The organism is Patulibacter sp. SYSU D01012, assembly GCF_017916475.1.
Classification (GTDB): Bacteria; Actinomycetota; Thermoleophilia; order Solirubrobacterales; family Solirubrobacteraceae; genus Patulibacter.
The window spans coordinates 1200870-1220297 of sequence record NZ_JAFMTB010000002.1 but is presented as its reverse complement, the minus strand read 5'-3'; the positions used below and the strand labels follow the sequence as shown (position 1 = coordinate 1220297).

The 19428-nt window shown below is 70.9% G+C and carries 15 protein-coding genes; 4 read left to right on the top strand and 11 right to left on the bottom strand.

Annotated elements, in window-relative coordinates:
* The first annotated feature begins 193 nt into the window (after nt 1-193).
* On the top strand, nt 194-3001 hold the full coding sequence (locus J3P29_RS15135) for an SdrD B-like domain-containing protein (protein ID WP_210494648.1): 2808 nt from the start codon (nt 194-196) through the stop codon (nt 2999-3001).
* 64 nt (nt 3002-3065) lie between these two features.
* Here the strand turns inward: J3P29_RS15135 and J3P29_RS15130 are convergent, their stop codons facing one another.
* The 9 genes from J3P29_RS15130 to J3P29_RS15090 all read right to left on the bottom strand — a co-directional run bounded on the left by J3P29_RS15130 (nt 3066) and on the right by J3P29_RS15090 (nt 14173).
* Nucleotides 3066-4367 carry a TIM44-like domain-containing protein gene (locus J3P29_RS15130; RefSeq protein WP_210494646.1) on the bottom strand — a complete coding sequence of 434 codons (1302 nt, stop codon included), beginning with the start codon at nt 4365-4367 and terminating at the stop codon, nt 3066-3068.
* Between the two features lie 72 nt (nt 4368-4439).
* The gene (locus tag J3P29_RS15125; RefSeq protein ID WP_210494644.1) at nt 4440-5786 is read right to left on the bottom strand and encodes an O-antigen ligase family protein; all 1347 of its coding nucleotides are present in this window, start codon (nt 5784-5786) and stop codon (nt 4440-4442) included.
* 8 nt (nt 5787-5794) lie between these two features.
* Nucleotides 5795-7210, bottom strand: coding sequence for a polysaccharide biosynthesis tyrosine autokinase (locus J3P29_RS15120; RefSeq protein WP_210494642.1), 1416 nt, complete (start codon nt 7208-7210; stop codon nt 5795-5797).
* Nucleotides 7211-7453: 243 nt separating this feature from the next.
* Nucleotides 7454-8269 (bottom strand): class I SAM-dependent methyltransferase, encoded by an 816-nt coding sequence (locus J3P29_RS15115; protein ID WP_210494640.1) that lies wholly within the window; start codon nt 8267-8269, stop codon nt 7454-7456.
* Entirely contained in the window at nt 8259-9548 is a 1290-nt protein-coding gene (locus J3P29_RS15110) for a hypothetical protein (RefSeq protein WP_210494638.1), read from the bottom strand. Before J3P29_RS15110 ends, J3P29_RS15115 begins: the two co-directional genes overlap by 11 nt.
* Nucleotides 9549-9595: 47 nt before the next feature.
* Complete coding sequence (locus tag J3P29_RS15105; RefSeq protein WP_210494636.1) at nt 9596-10645, bottom strand: polysaccharide pyruvyl transferase family protein; 1050 nt, start codon at nt 10643-10645, stop codon at nt 9596-9598.
* The gene (locus J3P29_RS15100; RefSeq protein WP_210494634.1) at nt 10642-10944 is read right to left on the bottom strand and encodes a hypothetical protein; all 303 of its coding nucleotides are present in this window, start codon (nt 10942-10944) and stop codon (nt 10642-10644) included. Before J3P29_RS15100 ends, J3P29_RS15105 begins: the two co-directional genes overlap by 4 nt.
* A 722-nt stretch (nt 10945-11666) precedes the next feature.
* A complete protein-coding gene (locus J3P29_RS15095; RefSeq protein ID WP_210494613.1) occupies nt 11667-12842 on the bottom strand; it encodes a DUF1972 domain-containing protein in 1176 nt (391 codons plus the stop codon).
* Complete coding sequence (locus J3P29_RS15090) at nt 12839-14173, bottom strand: sugar transferase (RefSeq protein WP_210494611.1); 1335 nt, start codon at nt 14171-14173, stop codon at nt 12839-12841. Before J3P29_RS15090 ends, J3P29_RS15095 begins: the two co-directional genes overlap by 4 nt.
* Nucleotides 14174-14514: 341 nt before the next feature.
* Here J3P29_RS15090 and J3P29_RS15085 point away from each other — a divergent pair, with 341 nt between their 5' ends.
* Nucleotides 14515-15012, top strand: coding sequence for an RNA polymerase sigma factor (locus J3P29_RS15085; RefSeq protein ID WP_210494609.1), 498 nt, complete (start codon nt 14515-14517; stop codon nt 15010-15012).
* On the opposite strand, the gene J3P29_RS15080 is transcribed toward J3P29_RS15085, so the two are convergent.
* Complete coding sequence (locus tag J3P29_RS15080; protein WP_210494606.1) at nt 14993-15235, bottom strand: hypothetical protein; 243 nt, start codon at nt 15233-15235, stop codon at nt 14993-14995. The two genes, J3P29_RS15085 and J3P29_RS15080, sit on opposite strands and share 20 nt — an antisense overlap.
* Complete coding sequence (locus J3P29_RS15075; RefSeq protein ID WP_210494603.1) at nt 15232-17196, bottom strand: O-antigen ligase family protein; 1965 nt, start codon at nt 17194-17196, stop codon at nt 15232-15234. Before J3P29_RS15075 ends, J3P29_RS15080 begins: the two co-directional genes overlap by 4 nt.
* A gap of 90 nt (nt 17197-17286) precedes the next feature.
* Between J3P29_RS15075 and J3P29_RS15070 the strand changes: the two genes are divergently transcribed.
* Both J3P29_RS15070 and J3P29_RS15065 read left to right on the top strand, forming a co-directional pair.
* On the top strand, nt 17287-17874 hold the full coding sequence (locus J3P29_RS15070) for a hypothetical protein (protein ID WP_210494601.1): 588 nt from the start codon (nt 17287-17289) through the stop codon (nt 17872-17874).
* Between the two features lie 110 nt (nt 17875-17984).
* The gene (locus J3P29_RS15065; RefSeq protein WP_210494599.1) at nt 17985-19277 is read left to right on the top strand and encodes a hypothetical protein; all 1293 of its coding nucleotides are present in this window, start codon (nt 17985-17987) and stop codon (nt 19275-19277) included.
* The last annotated feature ends 151 nt before the right edge of the window (nt 19278-19428 follow it).

Genomic DNA, 19428 nt, shown 5'->3' with positions numbered 1-19428 from the left:
CGGGGGTGCGTGGACATTCGGTCTACGCTCGTGCTCCGGGGCGGCTCCGCCGCATAGGTTGACGCCGTACGACGCGGCGGGGCCGCGGAGGCGAACGGGGGAGATGCGAATGCGCGGCGATCCGACGAACCAGCGCCGGGGCGCGAGGCGGCCGTGCCGTCCGGGCGGCACCGATCGGCCACGGCGGTGGCTGGTGCTGCTCGTCGCCCTGGCCGCGCTCGGCGTGCTGCCGGCGGCCGCGAGCGCGGCGTATCCGAGCGAGGCCGCGTACGTGTGCGCCGCCGAGCGCCAGGACTTCGAGGGCGCGCCGCTCAGCCAGCGGTCCATCCTGCATCCCGGCTGCGGCAACCTCGTCGGGATGGAGCGCTTCGGCGAGCCGGGCATCCAGGCGTACTACCGCCAGTTCGGCTTCGACCGCAACTTCATGGTGTGGGCGCCGCGGCAGGTGCGCTGGGACGTGGCCGGCCGCATCTACTCCGGCTGCATCACACCGCACGCGAACGGGACGCTCTGTGCCGGGGGCCCAGAGAACGTGCGCTACCGATTCGCGCCGCAGAACGACTGGAACGGGCCGACCACGGTGAAGATGTGGGGCGACGGCTTCATCGCCCTGGCATGCGGGAACCTCTCCGCGACCGGCACGCGGCAGGGGCCGGTCCCGCGCGTGAGCGGCACGAAGTACGAGGACGCCAACGGCAACGGCCGCCGCGACGCCGGCGAGCCCGGGCTGGCCGGCGTGCGGGTGCGGCTGAGCCGGGACGGCGCCGAGCTGGCGTCCACGGTCACCGCGAGCGACGGCACGTACGCGTTCGCGCTGAACGCCGAGGCGGACGCCCGCTACACGCAGGGCACCTACGCCGTGAGCGAGGACGTGCCGGCCGGGTACCGCCAGACGGCGGCGCCGGGCGCCGTGTTCGTGCCGTACGGGGCGGCGGACGCCACGTACGGCGGCCTCGACTTCGGCAACCAGAAGGTGACCGACGTCGGGATCCAGAAGACGGTCGACGCGCCGCAGACGGTCGCCGGCACGTCCGCCACGTGGACGCTGACGGTCACCAACCACGGGCGCTGGGCGGCGCCGGGCGTCGTCGTGACGGACGAGCTGCCCGCGGAGCTCGACCGGGTCGACGAGATCGATCCGGCGTGCGAGGCGACGGGGCGCACGGTCCGCTGCCGCCTGGGCGACCTGGGGGCGGGCGAGCGCCGTCTCCTGCGGATCACGGCGCGCGTCGCGGCCGACGTCGCGAAGGGGACGACGATCCGCAACGTCGCGTCGGTCACGACCGACATGCCCGACACCGCGCCGGGCAACGACCGCGACGCGGCCACGACGACCGTCGACACGCAGGCGGACCTGGTCGCCGGCAAGCGGGCCGCGTCCTGGCGCGTGCTGGGCGGCGGCGTCGCCGAGTACGTCCTCTCCGTCCGCAACGACGGGCCCTCGTGGGCGCGGTCGGTGGTGCTGCGCGACGCGCTCCCGGCGGAGATCGCCTTCGTCGACACGGACGACCCCGTCGGATGTGCGGCGGTGGGGCCCACGATCACGTGCGCCGTCGGCGATCTGGCGCCGGGCGCCGAGGCCCGGGTCGTGGTGCACGGCCGCGCGGTCGGCGCTCCCCCGCCGGCGCCGACGCCCAGCCACGACGATCACCTGCTGGCGGTGGACAAGGCGGAACAGGCGGTGAGCCTGGAGGCCGGCGAGCGCCGGACGGTGGACGTCGACTGCCCCGCGGGCGGGCTGGTCACCGACGGCAGCGTGCGCGTGGACGCGGTCGACCAGGGCACCGGGTCGAAGGCCGACGTGCGGACGCTCGAGAGCGTCGCCACCGCGCGGTCCCGGTACCGCGCGACCGTCGAGAACCGGGCCGCGGGCAGGGCCCAGGTCCACGTCGGGGCCACGTGCCTGCGGCCGACGACTGTAGGCGGCGACGGGGCGGCGCACGATCTCGTGGCGGACGACCCCGTCGCGTCGGTGGACGCGCTGGAGCCGGGGCGGCGCACCGTGCGTCTGCGGGTGGGGCTCGATCGGCACGCCGTCGCGCCCGGGTACGAGGTGCGTTCGGGCGACGCGCGCCTCGTCGGGTCGGAGCCGACCGACGACGGATGGGAGCTGACGTTCCTGGTGACCGAGCGCGCGGTCGTGCGGTCCTCCGTCGTCCCGCTCCACGGCCGGCTGGCGACCGTCGACGGGCACACGCACCGCCTCGTGTTCGCTCACCCGCGCCGGGACGTCTCGCTCCCGCCGGGCGAGTCCGAGCAGCAGATCGACTGCGCGCCCGAGGAGAAGGGCATCACGGCCAGCTGGAGCACGCCCGCCGGGGCGGTGCACCTGGGGGACGAGGCGCGGCCGCGCACCCGCGCGTTCCGGTTCCTGAACACCGGGGCGGTGCCGGTCGACGCCGTCATCGACGTCGTCTGCCTGGCCGAGCGGACCGGGCCGCCGCTCGACCCGGTCGGCGTGGTGCGGAACACGGTGCGCGTCTCGAGCGCCACGGCGGAGACGGACGCCGACGACGACGAGGCGAGCGCGGACGTCGTGATCGACCGGGCCGTCGTGGGGCCGGACGACGCGCCGGTGGCGGCCGGGCCGGCGTCGTCCGCGGACCGGACGGCGACGGTGACGCCGGGCGCCCACGGCCCCGAGCGCGGAGCGGCGGCCCAGGCCCCGACCCTCGGGGCCGACGCGCCGGCCGGGGCGGCGAACGCCAGGACGGCGGCTCCGGGGCCGTCCGCCGCCGCCCTGGTCGGGCGGCCGCGTCTCGACCGTCGGGCCTCGGGCGTCCGGGTGCGGCTGCGGTGCGCCGCCGGGCAGCGGCTGGCGGTCGAGGTGCGGCGGAACGGTCGGACGCTCGGGGCCGCCGGGGTGCGGTGCGGGCCCGCGGGTGCGACGGGCGTCCTCGTGCGGGTGCCGCGGCGGCCGCGCGCGACCGCCCGCGGCCTGGCCGTGGTGGTGCGCGACGGCGCGCGCGCCGTGGCGCGGGGCGGGGTGGCGGCCGTCTGACCGGCCGGCGCGGGGCTAGGCTCCGCGCCGGCCCCGGTCCCCGTGGCCCCGTCCGTGGTGGCCGTCAGCGCGACGGGGGCGCGTCGGCGCGGACCAGCCGCCACGGCCTCGCGGCGTCGCCGGTCAGCCCCAGCGTCCACTGCTCGCGCCGGGTGGTGACCCGCTCGCGCGCCCCGGCTACGACGGCCTGCGTGTCGCGGTCCTCGCGGTACCAGGCGCCCTCGTAGCGGATCGTCACGCTCATGGTGGGCGGCGTGGCGCGGCCGTCGAGCGCGTCGATCGTGACGTCCTGCACCCGGAGCCCGCGCACGACCGTGCGGACGCGGCGCGCGTCGTCGTCGCCGTAGAGCAGGCGCTGGACCGCGCCGGGGTCGGCGCGGCGCTCGAGGGCGGCGTCGTCGCCGTCGACCGCCTCGCCCCACGCGGCGACCAGCTCCTGCACCGCCACCGTCAGCACGTCGGGGCTGAAGCGGTCGTCGACCAGCGCCAGGTCGAGCGCGGCGGCGCGGGCGTCGCCGGTGATCGACGTCAGCGCCGCCACGTCGGCGGCCGGGCCGGCCGCGTCGGCGGTCGCCAGCTCGGTGCGCGTGCGGCCGGCCAGCGCGGGGTCGGCCGCCGGCGTCGCGACGAGCGGCGCGTCCAGCTGGTGCCGGCCCTCGGCCTCCTCCTCGATGGACAGCAGGATCCATCCGTCGCGTTCGGCCCGCCGGCCGAGCGTCCAGTACTGCTCCAGGTGCACGTGCGGCGTCTTCGCCCCGTCGCGGTAGCGCTTCTTCCCGTCGTCGGTCGCCACCCACGCGTCGATGTCGGCGGCCACGAACACCACCACCCGGTCGTCGGCGGCCCCCTCCTGGTTGCGCAGCCCCACCAGGCGCACGGCCGGATCCCCGGTGACCGTCACGTGGCTGTGCCAGCCCTTCGCGTCGAAGTCGTCGAGCCGCCGCACCCACTCCGCCAGCAGGTCGGGCCCCAGCAGCGCGGCCAGCCGCCCCCGGTCGCGCGCGTCCCACGCCGCCTGCACCTCCCGGAAGAGCCCGCCCGCCCGCTGCACCACGGCGTCCGCGTCGAACCCGGCGTCGTCGGCCACCGCCTCGGCGGCCGCGGCCCGCGCCTGCGCCTCGCGGGCAGCACGCGCCTCCTCCCGTCGCCGCGCCCGGTACGCCTTCACCACCGCCGCCAGCACGACCGCCAGCACGGCGAGCCCGACGAACACCCACGCCCCGGTGCTGGACCCGCCGCTCCCCGACCCGGACGACCCGCTGAAGCTGCCGCCCCCGCCACCCCCGCCGCCGGAGAACCCGCTCGACCCGCCGCCGGCCTGGGCGAGCAGGGACGCGATGGGCGGGGACGACGCCAGGGCGAGCACGGTGGGGGAATGGTGGCAGGGGGGTGCGTAAGGGCCGGTTCCTGGAGAAGGTGAAGCGCCGGAGCCTGTCCACTACTGCGGCCGCGCCGTGCTCGGTCGTACAGCTGGTACGGCAACGACGGAAGCACCGCGTGCCCGGACGGGCGACTTGCCTGCGCGGTTGAGGCCGTAGGCGAGGCCGAAGACGAGGCTCCACAACGGGAGCATCGAGCCGCTTAGCATCGCCCAACCCGTGGTGGTAACGAAGTAAAGACCTGGAAGGGATGCGATCACGGCTATCGCCATCGCGCCAGGGATTCCCGGGCGGCGCCGGCCCCGCCAAAGGGTCACGAGCAAGGCCGCGATCGGAAGCCAATACAGGACCGCACCCGGTATACCGAACTCGGCAGCGGTCAAGAAAAACGTGTTGTGAACCGGGTACCCTGCGGCCACTACGGGATCGAAGTCCTGCACTACAGATACATAAGCATTTGGACCCGTCCCCCAGAGCGGGCGCATCCCTATCTGGGCTATCGCTGTAGCGTTCAGCTCCCGGCGCGGCCCACCTTCAGGATCCGCCTCGAACCGCTCCACGATGCCGCCGGCGAAAGGCAGGATCACGATCACCAACAGCACTGGTAGCCCTAGGCGTACGAGGGCTGGACGGCGCCCGGTCGAGAGGAGGCTCCAAAAGAAAATGGTTAGGACAGCGGCGGCAAGGTTTGCACGCCCGCCGCTGAGGAGGAGAGGTACAAAAGCGAGGCCCGTGGCCCCTGCCGCACATCTGCGAACCGATCGGGCATCACTCGATGACAGCCCGAGGCAGACGACGATCAAGACGAGCATCGACTTTCCGAGATTATTCGGATGGTTAAGAGTGCCGTTCACGCGGTCGCCCATGAGTGCCGCGAGGTCCGGTTTCATGGGGTTTAGGTCGAGGCCGAGACGTTGGGCCACGGAGGCGACCACTTCGATCACAACGATCGCCAGAACGGCACGTGCAACCAAGCTCTGGTCCCGCGACGTGGTCAGAGCGCTCCGAGCAAGAGTGCTCCCGATTGCCAAAGCGGCCGCGCCCATCAAGAGCTGGATGTACCCCGAGAGTCTCTCTGGGGACGGGCCCCATACCAGCGCGAGTGCCAGCCCGGCGAAGCACGGAAAAGCCAGCATCCCCGGCGGTCCGTGCGGCAGCCTTCTCCAGCTCGGATAGGTTAGTAGGCCGCCCGCAGTTAGGCCCAAGACCGCAACGCCATACGTGGAGATGGTCGGAGCCCCTGCCGCGATGTCGGCCTCGGGTGCCGCGGCCTGGGCTAGCGTTTTCGGGAAGACAATGAAAACGACAAAGAGGGAGACGATGAGTACGCTGGCCCAGTGGGCCCCATCCCCGGAGGCGCTACGGTCGGTCCTTGTGGCGACGCCAGTCGATCGTGCCGGCATCATCGATCGCCCTACTGGCGGGAGCGCACGGACTGGGCACCTTCTGCGTTGATCGCGCCCGTTTCGGCCGAATAACTGCCGTACGTGCCGTAGTAGCCGCCACTTCCGATCGCGCCGCGGCTCACATGTGTCGCTACGATCCCGTACACGCGCGAGCCGACGGCTGACAAGTTGCCGATCGCTCGTTCCACCTCGGGACGTGTGACCGCGCCAAAGCGAGCGACAAACACTACGCCGTCGGCTTTTGTGCTTACTATCGCAGCGTCCGCGACCGGGAGGAGCGGAGGTGTGTCGATGACGACGTACTCGAATCGTTCGCGGAGTTCGAGCAGTACTCGCTCCATGGATTCCGAGCTCAAGAGTTCGCTCGGATTGGGTGGGCATCCCCCTGCCCCGAGCACCGTGAGCGTCGTGTCGCTCCACGTCGTGAGAGCCTCATCGAGGCTGAGTTCGCCCGTGAGAACCGAGGTGATGCCGAGGTTCGACCCCTCGAGGTCCAAGTACGACGCGACTGAGGGGCGACGCAGGTCTGCATCTACAAGGACGACCCGCGCCCCTGCCTCGGCGAGCGCTACAGCGAGGTTCGTAGCGACCGTACTCTTGCCTTCCGCAGGAACGGACGAGGTCACGGCTATACACTTGGGCGGCGTATCTACATCCGCGAAACGCAGGTTCGTGCGAAGTTGCCTGTAGGCCTCTGCGTGCTGTCGAGCCGGGTGTCCGGACGCTGCCCGCAGCCGGTCGCGCGCGTTGGACCGAACTCTGTCCATCTCGGCCAAGACGGGGAGATCCGTGACCTTCGCGAGATCTTCGTTGGTCTTGACGCGGGTGTCGAGAACTTCGCGCACCACGAGGAACATCCAGCCGGCGAGGAGGCCGAGGATACCCCCTGCCGCGACGTAGAGTTTGACGTTCGGAGAGCTAGGCGCGGTCGCAGGCTGCGCCTGCTCGACGATGCTCACTCGCACCGAAGGGCGACCGTCCCGTTGAGGCATTTCCAAACTCGAGATGACGGACTCTGCCTGCCGGCCGATTGCGTTGGCTAGCAGTGCGGCTCGGCGGGCCGAGTGGTCGGCGGCCTCGATGCGAACGAGGACGGTATTCGCCGGCACCGTCGCGCTGACATGTTCAGCGAGGGCTGTCGCGCCGCCCTCTACCCGGAACTTCTCCGCGATCGGTTCGAGGACCGCTCGGCTCTTGACGACCGCCGCATACGACTGGACGCGTTCTTGGGCGAAGTTGCTGCTTTGCAGCAAGTCGTTGGCGGTACTCCCAGCCTGTGCCGATACGAATACCGTCGTCTTGGATGTGAACGTCTTAGACTGTGACTCCGCAACTGCGAAGGCGGCCGCAAGCCCCACGATGCATAGAACGAGCGGTACGGCCCAGCCGCGACGAAGAATGCGCAGGTAGTCGCGAGGGGTCATAGGCTCCGGATCAAGAACTCGTCAGTTGGTATGCGATGTCCGGCATGTCCTAGTGTCATGGACACTCGGCGGCTCACGCGTGTAGCGGTCCGGAGTCGAGTGCGCGGCAGCGCCGGGCAATGGTACACGGCGCAGTGGTCGGGCGGACAAGCTCCGCCTCGTCGCCACGTGGGGTGCGGGCTTCGCAGCGCAAGCGGCGCCGTTTGCCGATCAGAATGGCCTCGAGATTGCGCGGAGCCGGTGTCAACTTGTCGGAGCTGCCTTATGAACGAAAACCTGGGACGGGTAGACGTGGACCGTCTCAATTCCGTTGTTGAACGGCCCGCGGCCCCGGTCGATGTCGTGAACGCCACAGGCGTCGACCAGCTGCTTGACGAAGCCCACCATGCCGTAGTCGTGACTCTTGAAGCGACGTCGCATGGTCGCGCCTTCCATAGCCATGTATGTCCGCTCGAGTCCTTGGCGAATAGCGGGCGGTAGTCTCGCGGCGAGCGGCCGGGCGGACCTCCGCAAGGAGCGTCGTGCTCGCTCGACTCGGCTCACCGACGGCCCGCTCGGCACCTCTGCGGACTCGTTGCCTCGATCGCCGAGCGCTTCCCGCGTCCCGGTGTAAGCGTGGCCATCGGTCCAGTCGCTCCAGTAGCCAGATCCCCAGTCGTCAAGGACGTAGATGCCGCCCGGCTTCAGGTGGTGCCGGAACATATGCCAGAAAGAAACCTCGGTGTACGCGCCCACGTGTGACGCATCGTCGATTATGACGTCGAAGCCATCGGGCGCCACGTCTGCTGCGATTCTGTCCAGTACGGCCGTGTCCTGTTGAAATCCTTGGTACAAGTGCAGCCGGCCGGACTCGTCCTCTAGACGAATCGGGTTGAGGTCCAAGCCAGCAATTTGTGCGGTCGGAAGAAGGTCACGCCAAAGGTACATTGATCCGCCACGCTGGACACCGAGCTCGAGCATTCGGATCGGCTGCTCAAAGAGATGGCCAAATTCGAGGCGGTACCGTTCCAGGTAGTCCGACGTCTTGTCTGTCTCGTATTCGCCGAGGTCAACTGTCATGCTGGTCCTGGTGTGGTTGGGGGTTTGTGGAAGCGACGGGCCGTGCGAAGGCGCGGGACGTGTCCGCCGCACGCACTGCAGAGTGGCGTGCGTCGGGTGATGTGCTGCTCTGGCCAGTCAGTCCCTGCTGTGTGTGGCGGGTAAAGCCAGTCCACCACGCGACAGTCGCTAGTGCGGAGGCGCCTGCGAGGCCGGCGCCGATTCCCGAGATTCCGAGTGGTGCACCGGCGAGCGCGCCAACGACAGGCAGGGGTGCCGTAAAGCTCCGAATCTTCAAGGTCGCTTGAGACTGGCGTAGTCGCCGTAGGCCAAGGATGGGGCCGGTTGAGACCGCCATAAAGACAGGCGCCAAGGCGAGGAACGGCAGTACATCTCCGACGGCGGAGCTGCTGGCGCCGAAGAGTGCCTCGCCGAGTACTTGGTTGAGGCCGATGGCGAACCCATAACACGCTAGTGCCCCTATCCCGAGGACGGCTGATACGCGGACAGCGATGCGGACCTCCGAAAAGTCGAGGTCGTTCGTTGCCATCATGACATTCGGCAGACTCGCGACCGCGACGCGGATCGGGCCCAGCATGGACTCGGATCCCCGAATACCGGCCGCCGCCTGGAGGCCGACGAGGCCCGAGGCGGTCAGGGATGCGGCGTAGTAGCCGCCGGTCCCAACCACGTATTCGGTCGCGAAGTGGCGGCCATGGGCCTGGATCGCCTCGGAGGCGTGCTCGCGGGACCGCCAACGCCACGGCTCACTGTGGCGCAGCCCAAAGCCGAGAACGGTTGCCACCGCGACGGCCCACACTGCATAGCCTAGGCCGACGGTGATCAGGGCATCCGGTAGGTCGTGGGGCGTTGCGGCGAATACGCCGGAACTAACGGCAACTAGGAGGCCGCTGCTCACGGCGAAGGAGAGATGGCTGCGGCTCGTCCCGGCGAGGAATGTCCGTATGGCGTCGATGAGGCCCATCCCAGCGACCAGCGCCGCTGCACCAACTGCGATGCGTAGACCGCCCGATGATGTGACCAGCGCTGCCCCGATCAGGGGCGACAGGAAGACGAGCATCGATGAGTAGATCTCGACTCCGAGCCGCAGGCTCGCGCGTCGCCGAATCTGGTCGATGGCGGCGTATCGCACGAGCTGAGGCTCGGCTACGTACGCGCGCCCGCACCCGACGAGGAATGCGCTTGCGCTGGCGATTAGCGCGAACGTCCCGAACGCATTGACCGAGAGCTCTCGTGCAACTACGACCGTCATGGCGATTGACGTGGCCGAAGCCAGCATCTGGTCGCCTAGAGCCATCGCGGATGCCGCGTTGTGTCGCCTACGGCTCATGCGGCAAGTCGCCGCGCGATGAGGCCGACTTCGGCGGCGAGGAGATCTCGCAGGCTGGCGACGGCGGCCGAGATCTGCTCGCGGTGGTGCTCCCAGTCATCGAGGGTCTCGTCGAGGCTCGCCCGCACGTCGTGGCTTGTCAGCTCATCCACACGGTGGCATAGGTGGGCAATGCCCACGGACTCCATGAAGTCGCGGCACTTCGGTCGGTACTCGAGGGATACCGTGGGTGTTCCGGCGGCTGCCGACAGGACGTTCGCGTGGAGGCGGGTGCCCAAAACGACACGCGACCGGCGGGCCAACGCGAGGAACGCGTCAGGGCTCGATGGACGGAGGACTGGCGCAGCAATCCCGAGCGCGTGTGCGACTCTTCGGTTCCAGGTGTCGTCGATTGGGTCCATCGAGACGAATACGAGGCGTCCGCTCCCCCGAAACCCGTGCCTGAGCGCGTCTACTACAGCCGGGGTCCAATCGAGGTCGGTCCCGCCCCATTGGTCCTCGCCGCACGTGACGTTGACTAGGACGTCAATGTCGCGGTCGGCCTGGGGTGGTGGAGGGGTATCGGCTGAAAGCAAAAGCGCGGGATCCCCGACGACGCGCGCGTCGATGCCCGCGGCCTGCAGGATCGCGCGGCTGCGTGGTCCTCGAACGGAGACAGACGAGAAAGGCTCGAGCAAAGGGCGCCACGCGCGTATCTCGTCCCAGGAGGAGTAGGTGCGGTCCCCGACGAAGTCCGGATCTTCGACGCCGGCGCCGAGCATTTCCCAGCCGGACGGCCGGTAGAGCTTGGTAGCGAGGCCGAAGTGCTGACGCCAGAGCGTTCGACCGAGTACCGTGCCGCCGCCGAGGAGGACCGGGCGGCCTCGATCCGTCGCCCAGTGCCGCAGACCGCGGCGGATCGTCGCCTTCCGACCTACGGGGACGTCAGAAAACATGAGACGTCCATCGAACTCGCGAATGAAGGCGTCGCGAATGGCGTCATCGCCCACGTTGCCGTAACCCGCGAGTCCGAGGTACTGGACCCGCGGTAGCGTTGTGCACTTCACGTTCGCCGTCCTGTTACGACTTCCCATTCAGACCGAATCGCGCGTCCGCGAAGATCGACGCTATGAGCGCGTGAGACGACGCGTTCGATTGCGGCGAGCCACTCATCGGTGCTTTCACTGTCGACGAGGCCCGGATACGCGGCGCCGAGCAGGGACTCCAAGAACGTGTGACGCCGGCCGACGACCGGGGTGCCCTCCTCGAGCGCACGGATTGCGATCCCGCTCTGGTAATACCGGGAATAGGGGATCAAAACGACGTTGGACGCGCGAAGGCTCTGTGTGAGTTCGTCCTCGCTCAAGAACCGCGAGTCGACATTCCATCCCGCGACGCGCGGCCATCCGCGTCCCTTGATGGTGCCAGTGCCTCCTCCTGCTGCCAGGCGTCCGCCGAGCTTGTGAAGGAGCTCCAAATCGCGCGATTCTTTATACTGCCCGAAAACCCCGATGTGAATTGGCTGACCCCGACTTGGAGTTGGGCGGTTGGTGGCCGGCAACGCGGGGAGAACGGGATGGGGAAGTACGGTAACCCGCGCGTTGCGCACTTGGGAGATCGTGTGCTCGGCCGCGAGGCTTGAGTGGCAGATGAGATGCGGCTGGGCGCGCCTGAGGACTCGCGCGAGCGCAGCGGCGGCAGGTCCGAGGCCTATCTGTCGGCGCAGGGGCTTCGGGTCATGAACGATGACGTAGACGGCGGCGGCTCGCCGCGTCGACGCGTAAAGGACCAAGTCGAGCCAACCCAATAGTGGCCACGCAACCAATACCGTTCCACCGGTTGCCACAGACTGGCGTGCTGCGCGGATGTAGCGCCCGAGGGCGGCCAGCTTGTTCAGGCCGGCCTTGCCTTCCGCGTCGACGTGTCTGACTGTGACGGAGTTGGGGGGAAGTGCCAGTGTTTCCAGTAGTTCGGACTCGTAATGGGCTAGGGTAACAGGCAGCGGGTTAACGATCAGTACGCGTGGCGGGGCTGTCGTCTGGCTCGGTTCGTAAGTCCGGGCGGCTCCGGGAGTAGATGTATGTGTGGTCATTGCGAAGCACCCCCTGATACCTGTCGGGCCCGGGCGCGTAGAGTCCGTGCGCCGGCAAGCGCGGAAAGGTAGCCCTCGGCTACATTGCGCCAGTTGTAACGCTCGAGAACAGTTCGCTGGCCCCGCGCCCGCATCGCACGCCGCCGGGCGGGGTCCGGCAAGACGGCCGCGAGTGTTGCGAGGAGGTCCGTAGGGGACGTGCCGAAGACGGCGTCCTGGGCATCCTGCCCCAGGACCTCCCGGTTGAACGGGCTGTCGAAGGCGATCGTCGGCGCCCCGGCGCCGAGCGCTTGCAGGAGCGCCGGGTTTGTACCGCCTACGGAATGTCCGTGCACGTACACGCCGGCGTTCGCCCAGAGCTGCGTCAAGAGCTCCTGGTCCGACACGTGCCCGAGCCAACGCAGGCGGCCTTGGTGGTCGAGATGGCGCAGGCGGTTCTCGAGCGGCGTCGAGTACGTGGCCGACCCGACGACGACCGCGGGAATGGAGCCATTCGACGCTTCGATCGCGTCGACGAACAGGTCGACGTTGTTCTCCGGAATCAGCCGAGCAACAGCGAGGGCGTAGGTGCCGGGGCGCAGTCCCAAAGCCCGCACGCGGTCGTCGCCCACGTCGTCTAGCACCGGCGCCCCGTACGGCACGAAGACGGATTCGACGCCGAACTCCCGCCGCCAGATGTCTCCGATCGCCTCGGAGTCGCAGATGAGGACGTCGGCGTACTTCGCGGACGCCTGCGCGCCCCGATAGAAGACCTGCTTGCCCAGGCGACTCCACTTGCCGCGCTCCCACTCGATGCCGTCGGTGTTGAGCGCGGTCGGGATGCCGGCCGCCCGGAGCGCGGGCAACCAGAAGCCGTTGGCGATGTTGAGCACCAGCGCCGCGTCCGGCTTGAGCCGGGTTGCGGCGTGCAGGCACTCGGTCGCCCCGAAGGTCAGCGTCGACAGGGAGTTCGTCTCGACCCCGGGTGTGTAGCGGCAGGTGACGCCTTCGGCGACCCACGTGCGCGCCGCGCCCTCCCGGCTGCGGCAGTACACCGTGACGGCGATGCCCCGCGCGACCCAGTCACGGGCGATGTAGCGCACCGCTGTCTCGTAGCCGCCGTACGTGCTCGGGAACCCACGGCTGCCGATGATCGCGACGTGCCGCAGCTCGCCCGTTTCGACGGCGGTCACCGGGCGCCGCGCCCTTCGATGACGGCAGGAAGCGTCTGCATCAGGAGCTTGATGTCCCCCCAGAGAGACCAGTTGTTCACGTAGACGTAGTCGAGTTTGACCATCTCCTCGAAGGGAACGGTCTTCCGGCCGACGACCTGCCACAGGCCCGTCAGTCCCGGCGTGATGTCGAGTCGGCCTCGCCCCCAGCCGCCGACGCGTGCGTCGTCGCGTACGGAGAGCGGCCGCGGGCCGACCAGACTCATGTGGCCGACCAGGACGTTGTAGAGCTGGGGCAACTCGTCGAGGCTGGTGGAGCGCAGCACCCGCCCGACTCGCGTGACGCGGGGATCGTTCTCGATCTGCAGCCAGTGCGGGTCCGAGCTCTGCTCCATCAGGCGGTCCACCATCGCGTCGGCGTCCGGCACCATCGTCCGGAACTTCGCGAGCCGGAACCGCCGGCCCCCCTTGCCGATCCGCTCCTGACGGAAGAAGACCGGGCCCCGAGAGTCCAGCCGTACCGCCACTGCGATGAGGACCATCACGGGCAGCAGCACCACGATTCCGGTCGCCGCGCCGACGACGTCCAGGGAGCGCTTGAGCAGGCGCGACGTACGCGACAGCGCGGGCGGCTGGAGCGAGACGACCGTCGCGCCCTGCACCTGGTCGATCGAGGCGCCCACACCCACGACGTCGAAGTGCTCGGGCACGACCGTCAGGCTGACGTCGGCCCTGCGGCTCCAGTGCAGGAAGTCGCCGACAGCTTGGTCTCCGAGCTCGCGGGTGGACAGCAGAACGCGATCGATGTGCTCCGTGACGACGAGCTGGTCCAGCTGATGGGCGGACGTTTCGCGCTCGAGCCCCTCGCGGTGCCACTGCTGCGGAAGGGCCACATGCTCCACCACCTGGATGTCGGCACGCTGGTCGAGCGTGCGGGCGACGCTCGCGGTCGCGGAGCCGCTTCCGACGAGGAGCAGCCGTTCGGGGCCTACCAGGCCGGTGATCGCGCGGCGCATGCCGGCGCGGCACAGCGGGAGCAGCACGAGGACCGCAGCGAGCAGCGAGAACATCGAGGCGGCCAGCTGGTGCCCACCCCAGAGGATGAGCCACCCCCACGTGGCCAGCGTGCTCAGGAGGGCGGCGTGGAAGATGCGCGGGTACTCGTTGAGCGTCGAGGTGGCGACGTGGCGTGGGTACCGTGGGTACAGCCCGTACAGGTGCAGCACCACGGGCCAGATGAGGACCGCGCCGATCGCTGCCAGCCGGGGCACGCCGTCGCCGTCGAGGAACGTGGTCAGCGCCTGCAGGAGGAAGAGTGGGACGGCCACGGTGGCGGTGTCGCCGAGGATCAACAGCGCCTGGCGGGTTCGGCCACGACGGTACCGCCGCTTGTGGGCTGCCGCGACCGCGGGTGCGGCGACGGAGGATGACCCGTTCTGGACATCCGTTGGCGAGTGTGGCGCTCGCGACGCAGGTGTGCTGTACGGCACGCGGTCGGGGTGCTCGGGGACGGTCAGGGGGCCAGGTGGCCGGACGCGGACGGCAACGGACTGGGACTCACGCGGGGGAGAGTATGCATCGTTTCGAGATGCGGATGTGAACAACGGACCAATGTCTGTCTCGTTCGTTGGGCCAGGCGGAGAGTCGTTGGGCGTTCCCGACGATCGCCGCTAAGGTGCGCGGCGGTCCCGTCGTGTTCGACGTCTCGGAGCTCTACACCAGCAATTTCGAACGGGTGTACTCGTTCTTCGCGTACCGCGTGTCGAATGTGACCGACGCGGAGGATCTGACGGCGCTCACGTTCGAGCGCGTCGTGCGTCACGCTGCTCGCTACGACGCCTCCCGGGCCAGTGTGACCACCTGGCTGTTCGCCATCGCCGAGCGCGTGCTCATCGACCACTACCGGTGGCGGGGTCGGCGGGACGAACGGGAGTTCGGCGACGGCGACGACGCGTGGGTGGCCGTGGAGGACCGCCCGTCGCTGGGCCTGGCCCCCGAGGTGCAGCGGGCGCTGGAGGCGTTGTCGGACCGCGAACGCCTAGTGGTGGGCCTGAGGTTCGGCGGCGAGCTCTCGGGCAAGGAGATCGCTGCGGTGGTCGGCGTCACGGAGGCCAACGTCCACCAGATCCTCTCCCGGGCGCTGCGGCGGATGCGCGCCGAGATCGGCAGCGCTACTTCGGCGCGCCGCTGAGGGCCAGGGCGACGCTCAGCACCAGCAGCGCGGCGCCCGCCGTCCACAGTCCGACAGCCCGCCGGCGCAACACCCGATGACGCAAGGCGGCCTGAATCCGTCCGCGCACGCGCCGGCGCAGCGTCGGGCTCGGCACGGGCCGCTCGGCCTCCAGACGGGCCTCGAGCTCGCCGATGCCGGAGGGGTCGTCCGGTCGGCGTTCGGCGGAAGCGTCGTCGGTCACGGTCGCAGCAGGGAGGAGTCGGGGTTGAGGCGACGGGCTCGGCGGAAGGCCTCCACCGCTGCGGTCGGACGATCGCGCGCCGTCTCGATGCGGGCCAGAACGAACCACGGCCGCCAGTCCCTGGGCGCCCGCGCGGCGGCGGTGCGCGCAGCCGCGGCCGCGTCGTCCAGGCTGCCCGTCCGTTCGAGGACCAGCGCCCGCTGCAACGCGGGACTCGCGGCGAACGGCGCGGCGGCCTCGCCCCGTGCGGCTTCCGCGGCTGCCACCCCGAGCGCCCCACGCGAGGCTGCCTGCCGGCTGGCGTCGACCGCCTGCGGGGCGACCAGCGCGGTGGCGAGCGTTGCGATCGCCGCGACGGAGACCGCGCTGACCGCCACGGTGGTCGCGATCCGTCGTCCCCGAGGCGCGCGTCGTGTGGTCCGGTCTGCCCGGGATCCGATCGCCGCGGCGGCGAGCGTCATGCCGGCGACCATCACGGCCCCGATCTGCCAGTTCCAGTCGACTGACAGCGCCAGGAGGAAGGCGACGAAACTCGGCAGCACGAGCACCCCCGTGCGCTGACGGCGAGCGGGACGGGCGACCTGCCGACCGGCGCCGGCGAGCGGAGCGCCGAGCAGCACCGCGAGCAGCAGCAGCCCCGGGATCCCCGTTTCGGCCGCGATCTCGAGCGGCTCGGAGTGCGCGTTGCGGACGAACCCCGTGGTGCGGTCGCGGTTCCACCAGCTCTCCCAGCCCCCGATGCCCACGCCCCGCAACGGCGCGTGCTCGACCGCAGCGATCGCTCGCGTCCAGATCTGGTACCGCCCGTTGCCGCTGATGCTGCCCAGGCGTTCCGAGCTGTCGCGCTGGCTGGCCACGGTCGTCACGTCGGGGCTCTTGAAGCGCTCCCATGCCCGCTCGACGGGACCACCCCCGAGGGCCGCGCCGATGACCACGGCCACCACGGCTACGACGGCTACGGCAGTCGCTGTCACGGTCCGTCGCGGCCGCCGCATCACGGGCGTCCAATGCGCCTGGTCGGCGCTCGTCCACCCGGCCTGCACGAGCGCCGCACCCAGGGTGGCGACGAGCAGGACAACGAGCGCGGAGCGTCCCGCGTCGGTCTGTGCCTGGCCGCCGACGACGTCCGTCAGCGCGTCCGAGCGCGTCGCGATCAGCAGCACCGCCGCCGCCGCGATGCCCGGCGCCAGCATCGTGCGCAGGACCACCGGCCGGGGCGCGACGCACAGCACGCACAGGAGCAGGCCCACCACCGAGGCCGCGATGCCCGTGCGCGACAAGGTGAAGATGGTCCCGACGGCCAGCGTGGGGATGCACGCGACCGCCACCGCCGACGTCCACGCGTGGCGGGCCCGGGCGGCGAGTGAGACCGCCAGCGGCAGGCCCATCGCCCCCGATGCGGCGATCGCGTTCCAGTAGTTGAGCGGCCACGACACGCGCTGGCGGGCGGTCTCGAGGAAGCGGGCAGTCTCGGTGGCCTGCGGGAACAGATCGGGCTGGAGCCGCGAGAGAGCGGCGGCTCCGACGACGGTCGTCAGGCCGGCGAGCACGCCACCGGCCAAGGCGCGCGCCTGCCCGGCGCGCACGGCGCTCATGCCCAGCAGCAGCGTGCCCCCGGCGACGATCAGCCGCACCACCTCGGTGAGGCCGCGCTCGGGGTCGTCGCTCCGCGTCAACGACAGGCCGCCCCACAGCGCCAGGCCGGTGACGGCCGCCAGCGCGGCCCACCCGGCGGTGGTCGGGCGCGGGCGGGGCAGGGCGTCGGTCAGGAAGCCGACGAGCAGCAGCCACCAGAGGGCGACGCCGTAGCCGGCCACCACCTCGACGGGATATCCGCCGCGGCTGAATCCGAGCAGCACGACGGGTGCCGCGCCGGCCAGGAACGCCGCGACGGGTGACGTCAGACGCGCCAGGCGGTCGAGCACCTCGGGGCGCGCAGAGGTGGCCACTGCGGTGGGCATTCAGGGCACTGTACGTCCGGGGCGTCCCGAACCTGACGAATCCGGGCGCGCGAGCGTCAGGAACGTGGGTCTCCGGACGTATGACGGGTCGTGAAGGTTCCCCGCCTCGCCCTCCTCGCCGCCGTCGTGGCTCTCGGTACGCCTGCGCTGGCGCAGGCGCAGCACGCCGCCCCGCCCGGCAACTCCGCGGTCGACCAGTACCGCGAGTCCGCGCCGACCGGCGGCGCGAGCAGCCGCAAGCTCTCGCGGAAGGAGCGCTCGCAGCTGCAGGACGAAGGTCGAGACGGGGCCGCGCTCGTCGCGGCGCTCGAGGGCACGGGCGGCATGCCCGAGCATGCTGGCGGCGACGCGCCCAGCACGCCCGACGCGAGGGGCCGGGACGGCGGTGGCTCCGGTGCCGCGGCGACGGCCCACGAGGGCACCGCTGCCGACACGCGGCGCGGTGAGACGCACAGCACGGGTCGTGCGGGCGACGATGGCCGTGTGGCGGCCTCCGATCGCCCCGACGGCGACGCCGTCGCGGCCCGTTCGGGTGATGCCGCAGCCCCCAAGGCGGACTCGGCCGTGCGCACGAGCGCGAGCGTGACGGTCGGACCGTTTCCGATCTGGTCGCTGCTCGTGGCGGCCGTCCTGATCGCCGGCGTCGCCGCCGTGCTGCGCGGGCGCCGGGCCGCGTGAGCGTGCTCCGCGCGCGGCGGGCGGCCCTAGGGGCCCTCTGCGTCTCCGCGGTGCTCAGTGCTCCGTCGCCCGCCGCTTCGGCGGCGTCGGCGACGCTCCGCACCGGCTTCATGGACATCGCGGCGTACTCCGCGCCCGACGTGACTACGTGGATGCAGCGCAGCGCCGAGGTCGGCGCGCGGCGCGTTCGCGTCAACGTGTTCTGGGCGCAGGTGGCGCCGACGGCGCCGACCGGTGACGCCGCCGCCGACCCGGCGTGGTCGGGCTACCAGTTCGCGGCCTTCGACGCCCAGGTGCGAGCGGCGGTCGCGGCCGGCCTGGAGCCGTACGTCAACGTCAGTCGTGCCCCCGCGTGGGCTGAGGGCGGGGGGCGTCGGGCCGGCGTGGGGCCCGGCAGCTGGAAGCCCGACGTCTCCGCCTTCGGCCGCTTCATGACGGCGGTCGCGCGCCGGTACTCGGGGTCGTTCGTCGACCCGGCGACCGGCCAGACCTTGCCCCGGGTGCGCGCCTTCCAGATCTGGAACGAGCCCAACCTCGACACCTATCTGGCGCCGCAGTGGGAGGACGGCAAGCCGTGGGCTCCCGAGCGGTTCCGCGAGCTGGTCAACGCCGGGTACGCCGCGGTGAAGGCGGCGCAGGCGAACGCGACGGTCGCGACCGCGGGCCTGGCGCCCTTCGGCGACTACGGCACCACCGACGGCAAGCGCCTGCCGCCCGTCCGCTTCCTGCGGTCCATGCTCTGCCTGGACGACGACCTGCAACGCACCTGCAAGCGCACCGCGCGGTTCGACGTGCTGGCCCACCACCCGTACGCGGTGCGCGCGCCGTCGAAGGGCGCGCGCAATCCCGACGACGTGACGATCCCCGACCTGGGGCGGCTGACGGCGGTCACGAAGGCCGCGCGCAAGGCCGGGACGATTCGGCGGACGCCCAAGCTGTGGGTGACCGAGGTGTCCTACGACTCGTCGCCGCCCGACCCCGACGGCGTGCCCACGGCGCGACTGGCGCGGTGGACGGCCGAGCTGCTGTGGCGGCTGTGGCGTCAAGGCGCCGAGACCGTCATCTGGTACCTCGTGCGTGACGCCCCGCCGACGCCGACGTACGCCGCCAGCTACCAGTCCGGCATGTACCTGCTGGACGGCACGCGCAAGGCGTCCGCGCAGGCGTTCCGCTTCCCGCTCGTCGTCACCGGGCGCAGCTCGCGCAAGCTGCGCGTGTGGCTGCGGTCGCCGGTCGCCGGTCGGGCGCAGCTGCAGATCCGGCGCGGCGGACGGTGGCGCGGGGTCGGCTCGGTCTCCGTGCGGGCGGACGGGGTGCGGACGGTGCAGGTGCCACGCGGCGGGACGACCGCGGTGCGGGCGGTGGTGGGGGGCGAGGCCAGCCCCGCGTGGTCGGTGGGCTGACCGACGGCGTCTCCGTCCGGCGGCTGCGGGCACGGGCGAACACCACCGGCGGGGACGAGTTGCGGTGGCGTGTCAGAAACCGCGCGCGCCGCGCGTACAACCCCTCGACGAGCCGCGCCAGGCGCCTCGCGATCCCCACTACAGGAACTCC

What these genes read in the sequence shown, in the direction of transcription:
- J3P29_RS15125 (WP_210494644.1), bottom strand. Translation starts at nt 5,786, where the DNA reads ATGATGCCGGCACGATCGACTGGCGTCGCCACAAGGACCGACCGTAGC.
- J3P29_RS15120 (WP_210494642.1), bottom strand. Translation starts at nt 7,210, where the DNA reads ATGACCCCTCGCGACTACCTGCGCATTCTTCGTCGCGGCTGGGCCGTA.
- J3P29_RS15115 (WP_210494640.1), bottom strand. Translation starts at nt 8,269, where the DNA reads ATGACAGTTGACCTCGGCGAATACGAGACAGACAAGACGTCGGACTAC.
- J3P29_RS15110 (WP_210494638.1), bottom strand. Translation starts at nt 9,548, where the DNA reads ATGCTGGCTTCGGCCACGTCAATCGCCATGACGGTCGTAGTTGCACGA.
- J3P29_RS15075 (WP_210494603.1), bottom strand. Translation starts at nt 17,196, where the DNA reads ATGCCCACCGCAGTGGCCACCTCTGCGCGCCCCGAGGTGCTCGACCGC.
- J3P29_RS15065 (WP_210494599.1), top strand. Translation starts at nt 17,985, where the DNA reads ATGGACATCGCGGCGTACTCCGCGCCCGACGTGACTACGTGGATGCAG.